An 11,593-nucleotide genomic window follows, 5' to 3' on the forward strand; every position below is an offset into this window, starting at 1 on the left:
CTGACCTATCCGCAATATCTGGTGATGCTGGTGCTGTGGGAGCGCGACGACGTGCCGGTCAAGGACATCGGCGAGAAACTGTTTCTGGATTCGGGCACGCTGACGCCGCTGCTCAAGCGGCTCGAGGCCGCCCATCTCGTCAGGCGCAGCCGCTCGCGCGAGGACGAGCGTCAGGTGCTGATCGCGCTGACGCCGCAGGGATACGCGCTCAAGGAAAAGGCCCGCGCCGTGCCACAGTCGATCCTGGCGGCGTCGGATTGCTCGGTGTCGCAGCTGGTCGCGATGAAGGACGAAATCGTCGCGCTGCGCGACAGGCTGAATGCGGTGATCGGGGAGTAGGGGTTAGCAGAGCCGCTTTTTCGAGAAGGCGCGACCGGAGTGTGATTTGAGGTATTTTTCGAATGCCAAGGCCTTCAGCTTATCAGGGAATGCGCAGTACCAGACCAGCTTCCACGGCACGAACTTGGCGGTGTGAGCGGATTTGCCGGCATTGTGCTCCGGGAGACGTCGCTTCAGATCTTCCGTGGCGCCAATGTATTCCTGGTCGGGGAACTCGATGCTCCGGATGATGTAGACATACCACATCGATGTCTCGCGGCTGGGTAGCCGGATGGGAAGTCGAGGAAATCAGAACGTGAGGCAGTCCGTCTTCGCCCTACGGGCCTACGCCGGACACCACGCTTCACCCTTCAGGCTCCGCGCGGCTGCGCCACGCGTAGCCCGAAGGGCGAAGCGTGGTGGAGCCAGGCGGGATCGAACCGCCGACCTCTTGCATGCCATGCAAGCGCTCTCCCAGCTGAGCTATGGCCCCTTAGTCCTAAACCGGGGTGAACCTGGTTGATCACCCCGGACCGGCGAGCCCAGCGACTCGCGCGGTGCACCCTTTTTCACAGATCAGGGCTGATCTCAAGTCTCTTCATCACCTCCGACATCACCAATGATGTCGGTGACGTCCTCGTCGCCCTCTTCCTCGTCGGCAATGAAGGTCGAATCATCGTCATCATCGTCGTCGATGGTCTCATCGACCTCGATATCGTCCTCGGATTCGGGCACGACGGCCTTGACCTTGCCGGTGTTCTCCTCGGCATCGGCCTCCTCGAGGGAGACCAACTCCTCGGTCTCCGCCGGCTCCGGCGCGGTGTCCTGGGCCATGCTGCGGGCCTCGGCGCCGCGGGGCGCACGGGCGGGGGCGATCGGGGCAATAGGCACCACCTCGCCGGTATAGGGCGAGATCACCGGATTCTTGTTGAGGTCGTAGAACTTCTTGCCCGTGGTCGGGCAAATACGTTTGGTTCCGAGTTCTGACTTGGCCACGGCAGGAATCCTGGGAATGTCTGAAAAGCGGTGCTTCACTTGGCTAGTTGGCGGCCCGCTGTCAATAGCGCATTACGGGAGAACGACATGCCCGTGACGGGGTGCGGACCATGTGGTACCTGCGCGCCAGCCCACAGGGCCTATTCAAGGACACAATCTTGACCCATTCCGACCAACCGAGGCCGCTCCAGTCTCGCGCCAGCGGTCCCCTGACCGGGAAAGTACGGGTGCCCGGAGACAAGTCGATCTCCCACCGTGCCCTCATCCTGGGCGCGCTCGCGGTCGGCGAGACCAGGATTTCGGGCTTGCTGGAGGGCGAGGACGTCCTCAACACGGCCAAATCCATGCAGGCGCTCGGCGCAAGGGTCGAGCGCATCGGCGATTTCGCCTGGAAGGTGCAGGGCGTGGGTGTCGCCGGCTTCGCCCCGCCCAAGGCGCCACTGGATTTCGGCAATTCCGGCACCGGCTGCCGGCTGGTCATGGGCGCCGTCGCCGGCTGCCCGATCTCGGCGGTGTTCGACGGCGATGCCTCGCTGCGCAGCCGCCCCATGCGCCGGATCCTCGATCCGCTGGAAAAGATGGGCGCCCGGGTCGTGCTTGGGGGCGAGGGCGGCCGTCTGCCGCTGACACTCCAGGGCGCGCGTGATCCGCTGCCGATCACCTACAAGACCCCGGTCGCCTCGGCCCAGATCAAGTCGGCCGTGCTGCTGGCGGGCCTGGCTGCGCCGGGCACCACGACCGTGATCGAGACCGAGGCCAGCCGCGACCACACCGAGCTGATGCTGAAGCATTTCGGCGCCGACATCACCTCGGTTCAGGAAGGCCCGCACGGCCGCCGTATTACGCTGGTGGGCCAGCCCGAACTGCATGGCGCGAACGTCGTCGTGCCCGCCGATCCCTCATCGGCGGCCTTCCCGGTCGTCGCGGCGCTCATCGTCGAGGGCTCCGATATCTTGCTGTCCGACGTCATGACCAATCCGCTGCGCACCGGTCTGTTCACCACGCTGCGCGAGATGGGCGCCTCGATCGAGGAGAGCGAAGTGCGGGGCGACGCCGGTGAGCCGATGGCGCATTTGCGCGTGCGCGCGTCAAAACTGCGCGGCGTCGAGGTGCCGCCGGAGCGCGCGCCGTCGATGATCGACGAATATCTGGTGCTGGCTGTGGCAGCCTCCTTCGCCGAAGGCACGACGATCATGCGCGGCCTGCAGGAGCTGCGCGTCAAGGAATCCGACCGGTTGGAGGCCACCGCCGCCATGCTCCGCGTCAACGGCGTCAAGGTCGAGATCTCGGGTGATGATCTGATCGTCGAGGGCCGCGGCCATGTCCCCGGTGGCGGCACCGTCGCCACCCACATGGACCATCGGATCGCGATGTCGGCGCTGGTGATGGGCTGCGCCTCCGACCAGCCCGTGGCGGTCGACGACACCGCCTTCATCGCCACCAGTTTCCCGGATTTCATTCCGATGATGCGTTCGCTAGGGGCCGAGTTTTCATGATCATTGCCATTGACGGGCCGGCGGCTTCGGGCAAGGGGACGCTCGGCAAGCGCCTCGCTCACCATTACGGCTATCGCCACTTGGATACCGGCGTGATCTACCGCGCGGTGGCCTACTCTCTCATGCAGTCCGGCCATGATCTTCGCGATGAGGCGGCTGCGGTGCAGGCCGCATTGGAACTCGATCCCGAAAAGTTCGGCAATCCTGCGCTGAAGACCCAGAAGGCCGGCGAGGGCGCCTCGATCGTCTCGGCGATCCCCAGGGTTCGCGAGGTCCTGGTCAACTTCCAGCGGCAATTCGCCGCCGATCCGCCCGGGGCCGTGCTGGACGGCCGAGACATCGGAACCGTGATCTGCCCCCATGCCGACGTGAAGATCTTCGTGGTCGCAGACCCCAAGGTCCGCGCGCGCCGTCGGACCATGGAGGCCAGGGCGAGGGGCGAGGAGGCGGACGAGGCGGCCGTGCTCGCCGACATCATCCAGCGCGACGAGCGCGACAAGAATCGGCCGATTGCGCCTTTAAAGCCGGCCCCGGATGCTTACTTGCTAGATAACTCCCAACTGGATATAGAAGGCGGCGTCCGGGCCGCCATCGACATTATCGAGGCCGTCCGAGCGGGCCGGTCGCGGGGTTAAGCCGCAGCCGTCATTGGAGGAAGCGCCCGCTCCCGCCTCGTTGAGGTCGATATCTTCGGTCCCCTCGTTTCGGGGCCGGCGCGATCAAGGTTCCGGACAAAGATTTCCACGTATCGAACGTGCGGGCCTCAGCCGGCCCGCTTCCGCCGTTCCGGTGCCAAGCCGGGGCAGCGAGCGGTCGCTCGAAGGTCTTGCGGACCTTCCGACACTGCGCGTGCGATGCGCCCATGAACCCAACGGCCGGCAAGACATCCGCAACTGGAGAACAAATGGCTTCGACTTCTGCTGATACCTATAGCCCCTCGCGTGACGATTTCGCCGCGATGCTCGACGAGTCCTTCGCAGGCGGCAACCTGCAGGAAAGCTCCGTCATCAAGGGCAAGGTGGTTGCAATTGAAAAGGACATGGCCGTCATCGATGTCGGCCTGAAGACCGAGGGCCGCGTCGCGCTGCGCGAATTTTCCGGTCCCGGCCGTGAAAGCGACCTCAAGGTCGGCGACGAGGTGGAAGTGTTCCTCGATCGCATCGAGAACGCGCTCGGCGAAGCTGTGCTGTCGCGCGACAAGGCGCGCCGCGAAGAGAGCTGGGGCAAGCTCGAGAAGGCGTTCCAGAACAACGAGAAGGTCAACGGCGTCATCTTCAACCAGGTCAAGGGCGGCTTCACCGTCGACCTCGACGGTGCCGTGGCGTTCCTGCCGCGCTCGCAGGTCGACATCCGTCCGATCCGCGACGTCGCGCCGCTGATGAACAACTCGCAGCCGTTCCAGATCCTCAAGATGGACCGCCGCCGCGGCAACATCGTGGTGTCCCGCCGCACGGTTCTCGAAGAGACCCGCGCCGAGCAGCGTCAGGAACTGGTGCAGAACCTCGAAGAGGGTCAGGTCATCGACGGCGTGGTCAAGAATATCACCGATTACGGTGCGTTCGTTGATCTCGGCGGCATCGACGGCCTGCTGCACGTCACCGACATCGCGTGGCGCCGCGTCAACCACCCGACCGAGGTGCTCTCGATCGGCCAGACCGTGAAGGTCAAGATCATCAAGATCAACCACGAGACGCACCGCATCTCGCTGGGCATGAAGCAGTTGCTCGACGATCCGTGGCAGGGCATCGAAGCCAAGTACCCGCTGGGTGCCCGTTTCACCGGCCGCGTCACCAACATCACCGACTACGGTGCGTTCGTCGAACTCGAGCCGGGCATCGAAGGCCTGATCCACGTCTCCGAGATGTCGTGGACCAAGAAGAACATGCATCCCGGCAAGATCGTCTCGACCTCGCAGGAGGTCGACGTGCAGGTGCTGGAAGTCGATTCCGTCAAGCGCCGCATCTCGCTCGGCCTCAAGCAGACCATGCGCAATCCGTGGGAGGTCTTCGTCGAAGGTCATCCGACCGGTTCGGTGGTCGAGGGCGAGGTCAAGAACAAGACCGAGTTCGGTCTGTTCCTGGGTCTCGAGGGCGACGTCGACGGCATGGTCCACCTCTCCGACCTCGACTGGAAGCTTCCGGGCGAGCAGGTGATCGACAACTACAAGAAGGGCGACATGGTGAAGGCCGTGGTGCTCGATGTGGACGTCGAGAAGGAGCGTATTTCGCTCGGCATCAAGCAGCTCGAAGGCGACCCCTTCGCCGAGCCGGGCGATGTCAAGAAGGGCGCGGTCGTGACCTGCGAAGTGCTCGAAGTGAAGGAGAGCGGTATCGAGGTGAAGATCGCCGGTACCGACTTCACTACTTTCATCAAGCGCTCGGAGCTCGCGCGCGACCGCAACGACCAGCGCGCCGAACGCTTCGCCGTCGGTGAGAAGGTCGATGCCCGCGTGATCCAGTTCGACAAGAAGGCCCGCAAGGTCCAGGTGTCGATCAAGGCGCTCGAAGTCGCCGAAGAGAAGGAAGCCATCGCGCAATACGGCTCCTCCGATTCGGGTGCGACGCTCGGCGACATCCTTGGCACCGCGCTCAAGAACCGCGACAACAAGTAAGCGAAACGCCCGTTTTGCTGCATCAAAGCCCCGGCGCGAGCCGGGGCTTTTTTTGTTCGCTGCGTGCTCTGTTGCAGCATGCTCGACTGTCGTCCCGGGGCGCGCGAGCGCGAGCCCGGGACCCACCCACAGGCAGATGTTTGACGACGACTAGCAGTGGGAGCTCTGCCTCGCACTGCTCCCCAGGTCATGGATCCCCGCGTTCGCGGGGATGACGACTGAGTTTGTGGCGACTTGCCGGCTCTCACGAGGCCTTCATTTCTTCAAATTGCGCCGCAATTGATGTATTCAGCTAAGCCGATGGTCACGCTGTGACGGCACAACGCGCCCAGTCTTTCATTTGGAGATATTCCGATGTCGCTCGATTCGGACATCATCGTCGATCGCCGCAGGATCCGCCGCAAACTGACGTTCTGGCGTGTGATGGCTGCGCTGATCGCGATCGCGGCGATTGCGAGCTTCGCGCTGATCGCGACGCCCGGAGTGCGTGGCACCTTCGCATCCGCCGGCTCGATCGCGCGCGTCCATATCGATGGATTGATCCGCAGCGATTCCGAGCGGACGCAGGCGCTGGAGCGGCTGGAGAATTCGCGGGCCGCCGCGGTCATCGTCCACATCAACTCGCCGGGCGGCACCACCGCGGGCTCCGAGCAGCTCTACGATTCGCTCGTTCGGCTGAAGGCGAAGAAGCCGCTGGTCGTCGTGGTCGAGGGCCTCGCCGCATCGGGCGGCTACATCACCGCGATTGCGAGCGACCACATCATCGCCCAGCAGAGCTCGCTGGTCGGTTCGATCGGCGTGCTGTTCCAGTACCCCAATGTCTCCGAGCTGCTGAAGACCATCGGCGTCAAGGTCGAGGAGGTGAAGTCCTCGCCGCTGAAGGCGGCACCCAACGGGTTTGAGCCGACCAGCCCCGAGGCGCGCGCCGCGCTGGATGCGCTGGTCAAGGATTCCTATGCCTGGTTCAAGGGAATGGTGAAGGAGCGGCGTGGCATGGATGACACGCAGCTCGAAAAAGTCGCTGACGGCCGCGTCTTCACCGGGCGTCAGGCGATCGATCTCAAGCTGATCGACCAGATCGGCGACGAGAAGACGGCCGTGACCTGGCTGGTCGAGCACAAGAGCGTCAAGAAGGGGCTTCCCGTGCGCGATTACAAGCTCCAGCCGCGCTTTGGCGATCTTACTTTCCTCAGGACGGCCGCCGCCGTGACGCTGGAAGCGCTCGGTTTGGGCTCGATTGCGCATCAAATCGGCCAAACCGGCGTCGCGCAGGCGGTCGACCGGCTCGGAATGGATGGAATGCTGGCCCTGTGGCAGCCGGCCGCATCAAATTGACTGGGATAGGCGAGTTCCGAAAGGTTTTCTCGTGTGGCGAGTGCCGGGCCAGCCCGCTTTTTCGGCATTTGTCACGCATTTTCACGGCGCTCAGCCTTGATTTAGCGTCTTGACAGATCAAGGTATTTTCACGGAAATGGTCGTCCGCACGCTTCCGGGTCCTATCTCTCGATGATCAAATCCGAACTTGTTCAGCGTATCGCCGAGCACAACCCGCATCTGTACCAGCGGGATGTCGAGAACATTGTGAATGCGATTCTCGAAGAGATCGTAGCGGCCCTCGCGCGCGGTGATCGCGTCGAGTTGCGCGGCTTCGGTGCCTTCTCGGTCAAGCATCGTCCTGCTCGCGCAGGGCGCAATCCACGCACCGGCGCCCATGTGCCCGTCGATCAGAAGAGCGTTCCGTTCTTCAAGACTGGCAAGGAAATGCGCGAGCGGTTGAACCGCGACCATCCGGATCCCGGCGCGGCAGACTAAAGCGCGATGCGATCGCGCTTTAGTCTGTTGTTAGAGCATGATCTTTTCGGAAAGCCGCTGCACACTTTTCCGGATCATGCTGAGGGCCGGCATCAGGGGTTTTCGCGGCCGCGAACGATGCGGCCGCAAGCTTGATTCAAGGCGAGCGAAGCGAGATGCGAAAGTTCCTGACCGCGCTGATCGTGATTCCGCTGGGCCTGATCCTGGTCGCGTTTGCGGTCGCCAACCGGCATTTCGTCACGGTCTCCTTCGATCCCTTCATTTCCGACGACCCGTCACTGTCGCTGACGTTGCCGCTGTTCCTGCTCCTGATCCTGGTGGCTGCGCTGGGCGTCGTGGTCGGGGGCTCTGCCGTCTGGTTCGGTCAGCGGCGCTGGCGGCGCGCGGCGCGCCGGAATGATGCGGAGGCCCGGGCCGTTAGGGCCGAACTGGCCGATCTGCGGGCCCAGGCGGCTGCGGCCAGGCCCGAGCCCCAGCGCCTTCCCTCCCCCTCCGGGGTGGGCCTGTACGGGCCCGTCGGGCGAGACAAGCAGCGCGCGACGTTGTAGAAGCGGCCCCGACCGAAAGCACCGTTTTCCGGCCGCGGATCCGCGGCCTCCATCTGCTTTGAGACCATGTCCCTGCTCGTCAAAATCTGCGGCCTGTCCACGCGCGAGACGCTTCAAACGGCGCTCGACGCCGGTGCCGACATGGTGGGGTTCGTGTTCTTTCCGCCGTCGCCGCGGCATCTCTCTCTGGAGGTCGGACGCGCGCTCGGCCGCCAGGTGAAGCAGCGCGCGCTCAAGGTCGCGCTCACGGTCGATGCCGACGACGCCACGCTCGACAACATCATGGATGCGCTGTCGCCGGACATCTTCCAGCTCCATGGCAAGGAGAGCGTAGCGCGGCTGCGCGACATCAAGCAGCGGTTCGGCCGTCCGGTGATGAAGGCGGTGCCGGTCGCAACATCAGCCGATCTCGCCGTGGTGCCCGGCTATGCCGCGGTCGCCGACAGCATTTTGTTCGACGCGCGCGCGCCGAAGGATGCGACGCGGCCCGGCGGCCTGGGGGAGCCGTTCGACTGGCACCTGCTGGAAAATCTCGATCTGAAACTGCCCTACATGGTCTCGGGCGGGCTTCACGCCCACAACGTCGCGGAGGCCCTCCGCGTTACCCGCGCCGACGGCGTCGACGTTTCTTCCGGTGTCGAGAGCGCCCCGGGCGTCAAGGACCCCGAGATGATCCAGACCTTCATTCGCGCCGCGCGCGCCACCCAAGATGCAAGCCAAGAGTTGAGTGTTCGATGAACGTCGCCAAACCCAATTCCTACCGCAGCGGCCCTGACGAGCGCGGCCATTTCGGCATCTTCGGTGGCCGCTTCGTCGCCGAAACCCTGATGCCGCTGATCCTCGATCTGGAAAAGGCCTACACCGCGGCCAAGGCCGATCCGGCGTTCCAGGCCGAGATGAACGGCTATCTCAAGAACTATGTCGGCCGGCCCTCGCCGCTCTATTTCGCCGAACGCCTCACCGCGCATCTCGGCGGCGCCAAGATCTACTTCAAGCGCGAAGAGCTCAACCACACCGGCTCGCACAAGGTGAACAACGTGCTCGGCCAGATCATGCTGGCGCGACGCATGGGCAAGAAGCGCATCATCGCCGAGACCGGTGCCGGCCAGCACGGTGTCGCCACCGCGACGCTGTGCGCGCGCTTTGGCCTCGAATGCGTGGTCTATATGGGCGCCGTCGACGTCGAGCGGCAGCAGCCCAACGTCATTCGCATGGAGATGCTGGGCGCGAAGGTGTTTCCGGTGCAGTCGGGCACGCGCACGCTCAAGGACGCCATGAACGAGGCGCTGCGCGACTGGGTCACCAACGTGCACAACACGTTCTATTGTATCGGCACGGTGGCGGGCCCGCACCCCTATCCGACGCTGGTGCGCGACTTCCAGTCGATCATCGGCAACGAGACCAAGGCGCAGATGCAGGAGGTCGAAGGCCGCCTGCCGGATTCGCTGGTCGCCTGCATCGGCGGCGGCTCGAACGCGATGGGGCTGTTCCATCCGTTTCTCGATGACCCCTCCGTCGAAATTTTCGGCGTCGAAGCCGCGGGCCACGGACTTACGCAGTTGCATGCGGCCTCGATCGCGGGGGGCCGTCCCGGCGTGCTGCACGGCAACCGCACCTATCTGCTGATGGATGACGACGGCCAGATCCAGGACGCGCATTCGATCTCCGCCGGCCTCGACTATCCCGGCATCGGCCCCGAGCATTCCTGGCTGCATGAGGTCGGCCGCGTGAACTATCTCTCCGCGACCGACGACGAGGCGCTCGCCGCGTTCCAGCTGCTGTCGAAGCTCGAAGGCATCATCCCCGCGCTCGAACCCGCGCACGCCATCGCCAAGGTGATGGAGCTCGCGCCGAAACGGCCGAGAGATCACCTGATGGTCGTCAATCTGTCCGGCCGCGGCGACAAGGACGTGCCGCAGGTCGGCGACATCCTGAGGGGCAAGAGCAAGTGACCACGCGTATCGACACCCGTTTTGCCGAGCTTGCGAAGCAGAGCCGCTCGGCCTTCGTGACCTTCCTGATGGCCGGCGATCCCGATCCCGCGACCTCGCTCGAGATCATCAAGGCGCTGCCGAAGTCCGGCGCCGACGTGATCGAGATCGGCATGCCCTTCACCGATCCGATGGCCGACGGCCCGTCGATCCAGGCTGCGGGCCTGCGCGCGCTCAAGGCCGGCATGACTCTGAAGAAGACGCTCGAGCTGGTGCGCGGCTTCCGCAAGGACGACGACGCGACGCCCATCGTGCTGATGGGCTACTACAATCCGATCTACATCTATGGCGTCGACAAGTTCCTGGTCGATGCGAAGAGCGCGGGCGTCGATGGCCTCATTATCGTCGACCTGCCGCCGGAGGAAGACGACGAGCTCTGCCTGCCCGCGATGAAGGCCGGCCTCAATTTCATCCGCCTGGCGACGCCGACGACCGACGACAAGCGCCTGCCGGCCGTGCTCGCCAACACCTCGGGCTTCGTCTACTACGTCTCCATCACCGGCATTACCGGTGCGGCGACGGCGGACTCCGCGGCGGTGAGCGAGGCAGTTGCCCGCATCAAGCGGCACACCAAGCTGCCGGTCTGCGTCGGCTTCGGTATCCGTACGCCGGAGACGGCGCGCGCCATTGCCTCGCATGCCAATGGTGCGGTCGTCGGCACCGCGCTGGTCGATGCGCTCAAGACCAGCCTCGATGCGGAGGGGCGGGCGACCGGCAAAACCGTCAACGCCGTCGCGGCGCTGACGGTGGCCTTGGCCCAGGGCGTCAAAGGCGCGAAACAAGCGGCCGAATAGGCCATAGTTCCGCGTCGAGACGAGCGACACGGCGGCTTGCCGGGCAGAGGCCGGGCGGCCATATATCCCTTCAGGCGATCCGCGAAGCGGATTCGCACATCGGAGCAAACCATGAACTGGCTTACCAATGTGGTCCGGCCGAAGATCCGCAACATGCTGCGGCGGGAGACGCCGGAGAATCTGTGGATCAAATGCCCGGATTCCGGGCAGCTCGTGTTCTACAAGGACGTCGAGGCCAACCAGTTCGTCATTCCCGGCTCGAACTACCACATGCGCATGGGCGCGGTGGCGCGTCTGAAGTCGATCTTCGACAACGAGACCTGGTTCGACGTCGCGCTGCCTGAGGTCACGCCCGACCCGCTCAAGTTCCGCGACGAGAAGAAATACGTCGACCGCATCAAGGATGCGCGGGCGCGGACCAATCTCAACGACGCGGTCAAGGTCGGCTACGGCAAGCTCGAAGGCTCCGCCGTCGTCATCGCCGTGCAGGATTTCGACTTCATGGGCGGCTCGCTCGGCATGGCCGCGGGCGAAGCCATCGTGCGCGGGATGGAGCTGGCGGTCGAGAAGAAGTCGCCGTTCATCGTGTTCGCCGCATCGGGCGGCGCGCGCATGCAGGAAGGCATCCTGTCGCTGATGCAGATGCCGCGCACCACTGTCGCGGTGCAGATGCTGCGCGAGGCAAAACTGCCTTATATCGTCGTGCTGACAAACCCAACCACCGGCGGCGTCACCGCGTCCTATGCGATGCTCGGCGACGTGCAGCTCGCCGAGCCTGGCGCGCTGATCGGTTTTGCCGGCGCGCGCGTGATCGAGCAGACCATCCGCGAAAAACTGCCCGAGGGCTTCCAGCGCGCCGAGTATCTCAAGGAGCACGGCATGGTCGACATGGTCGTGCATCGTCACGAACTCCGCCCGACGCTGGCGCGGCTCTGCCGCCTGCTGACCAAGGCGCCGGCGCTGGAAGGCGCATCGAAATCGGTGCAGCCGGTCGCGAGCCCGGCGCAGATCGTATCGGCTGGCGGGG

Annotated in this window: 13 protein-coding genes and 1 tRNA gene; 11 read left to right on the forward strand and 3 right to left on the reverse strand. The window is 64.5% G+C overall.

Annotated elements, in window-relative coordinates; genetic code table 11:
- On the forward strand, positions 1 to 339 hold a 339-nt coding region (locus IC50_RS11485; RefSeq protein WP_035704181.1), incomplete at its 5' end, for a MarR family winged helix-turn-helix transcriptional regulator.
- Between the two features lie 3 nt (positions 340 to 342).
- Here IC50_RS11485 and IC50_RS11490 read toward each other — a convergent pair.
- The 3 genes from IC50_RS11490 to IC50_RS11500 form a co-directional block, all read right to left on the reverse strand.
- Positions 343 to 585, reverse strand: a complete 243-nt coding sequence (locus IC50_RS11490) for a GIY-YIG nuclease family protein (protein WP_028180118.1) — start codon at positions 583 to 585, stop codon at positions 343 to 345.
- Between the two features lie 150 nt (positions 586 to 735).
- A tRNA-Ala gene (locus tag IC50_RS11495) sits at positions 736 to 811 on the reverse strand.
- A 95-nt stretch (positions 812 to 906) separates the two neighbouring features.
- Complete coding sequence (locus IC50_RS11500; protein ID WP_035704183.1) at positions 907 to 1,314, reverse strand: TIGR02300 family protein; 408 nt, start codon at positions 1,312 to 1,314, stop codon at positions 907 to 909.
- Positions 1,315 to 1,472: 158 nt separating this feature from the next.
- On the opposite strand from IC50_RS11500, the gene aroA reads away from it, so the two are divergent.
- The 10 genes from aroA to accD form a co-directional block, all read left to right on the forward strand.
- The gene (gene aroA, locus IC50_RS11505; RefSeq protein ID WP_035704204.1) at positions 1,473 to 2,810 is read left to right on the forward strand and encodes a 3-phosphoshikimate 1-carboxyvinyltransferase; all 1,338 of its coding nucleotides are present in this window, start codon (positions 1,473 to 1,475) and stop codon (positions 2,808 to 2,810) included.
- The gene (gene cmk / locus IC50_RS11510; protein ID WP_035704186.1) at positions 2,807 to 3,445 is read left to right on the forward strand and encodes a (d)CMP kinase; all 639 of its coding nucleotides are present in this window, start codon (positions 2,807 to 2,809) and stop codon (positions 3,443 to 3,445) included. Before aroA ends, cmk begins: the two co-directional genes overlap by 4 nt.
- Positions 3,446 to 3,714: 269 nt before the next feature.
- Entirely contained in the window at positions 3,715 to 5,421 is a 1,707-nt protein-coding gene (gene rpsA / locus IC50_RS11515) for a 30S ribosomal protein S1 (RefSeq protein ID WP_035704188.1), read from the forward strand.
- Positions 5,422 to 5,775: 354 nt separating this feature from the next.
- Entirely contained in the window at positions 5,776 to 6,756 is a 981-nt protein-coding gene (sppA, locus tag IC50_RS11520) for a signal peptide peptidase SppA (RefSeq protein ID WP_035704189.1), read from the forward strand.
- Between the two features lie 171 nt (positions 6,757 to 6,927).
- Entirely contained in the window at positions 6,928 to 7,233 is a 306-nt protein-coding gene (locus tag IC50_RS11525) for an integration host factor subunit beta (RefSeq protein ID WP_008539997.1), read from the forward strand.
- A gap of 155 nt (positions 7,234 to 7,388) precedes the next feature.
- Positions 7,389 to 7,781 carry a lipopolysaccharide assembly protein LapA domain-containing protein gene (locus IC50_RS11530; protein WP_035704191.1) on the forward strand — a complete coding sequence of 131 codons (393 nt, stop codon included), beginning with the start codon at positions 7,389 to 7,391 and terminating at the stop codon, positions 7,779 to 7,781.
- 66 nt (positions 7,782 to 7,847) lie between these two features.
- Complete coding sequence (locus IC50_RS11535; RefSeq protein ID WP_035704193.1) at positions 7,848 to 8,519, forward strand: phosphoribosylanthranilate isomerase; 672 nt, start codon at positions 7,848 to 7,850, stop codon at positions 8,517 to 8,519.
- The gene (gene trpB, locus IC50_RS11540; RefSeq protein WP_035704196.1) at positions 8,516 to 9,733 is read left to right on the forward strand and encodes a tryptophan synthase subunit beta; all 1,218 of its coding nucleotides are present in this window, start codon (positions 8,516 to 8,518) and stop codon (positions 9,731 to 9,733) included. The genes IC50_RS11535 and trpB overlap by 4 nt, the downstream gene beginning before the upstream one ends.
- Positions 9,730 to 10,566 carry a tryptophan synthase subunit alpha gene (gene trpA, locus IC50_RS11545; RefSeq protein ID WP_035704199.1) on the forward strand — a complete coding sequence of 279 codons (837 nt, stop codon included), beginning with the start codon at positions 9,730 to 9,732 and terminating at the stop codon, positions 10,564 to 10,566. Before trpB ends, trpA begins: the two co-directional genes overlap by 4 nt.
- 111 nt (positions 10,567 to 10,677) lie before the next feature.
- Positions 10,678 to 11,593 (forward strand): acetyl-CoA carboxylase, carboxyltransferase subunit beta (gene accD, locus IC50_RS11550; RefSeq protein ID WP_035704202.1); only part of this gene is annotated, 916 nt, incomplete at its 3' end.

This window comes from Bradyrhizobium genomosp. I (2014) (genome assembly GCF_000261685.1).
GTDB lineage: Bacteria > Pseudomonadota > Alphaproteobacteria > Rhizobiales > Xanthobacteraceae > Bradyrhizobium.

Bases quoted from the DNA above. Each gene is read 5' to 3' on its own strand.
- IC50_RS11490 (WP_028180118.1), bottom strand. From the start codon at position 585: ATGTGGTATGTCTACATCATCCGGAGCATCGAGTTCCCCGACCAGGAA.
- IC50_RS11525 (WP_008539997.1), top strand. From the start codon at position 6,928: ATGATCAAATCCGAACTTGTTCAGCGTATCGCCGAGCACAACCCGCAT.
- IC50_RS11535 (WP_035704193.1), top strand. From the start codon at position 7,848: ATGTCCCTGCTCGTCAAAATCTGCGGCCTGTCCACGCGCGAGACGCTT.
- cmk (WP_035704186.1), top strand. From the start codon at position 2,807: ATGATCATTGCCATTGACGGGCCGGCGGCTTCGGGCAAGGGGACGCTC.
- IC50_RS11530 (WP_035704191.1), top strand. From the start codon at position 7,389: ATGCGAAAGTTCCTGACCGCGCTGATCGTGATTCCGCTGGGCCTGATC.
- rpsA (WP_035704188.1), top strand. From the start codon at position 3,715: ATGGCTTCGACTTCTGCTGATACCTATAGCCCCTCGCGTGACGATTTC.
- trpB (WP_035704196.1), top strand. From the start codon at position 8,516: ATGAACGTCGCCAAACCCAATTCCTACCGCAGCGGCCCTGACGAGCGC.
- sppA (WP_035704189.1), top strand. From the start codon at position 5,776: ATGTCGCTCGATTCGGACATCATCGTCGATCGCCGCAGGATCCGCCGC.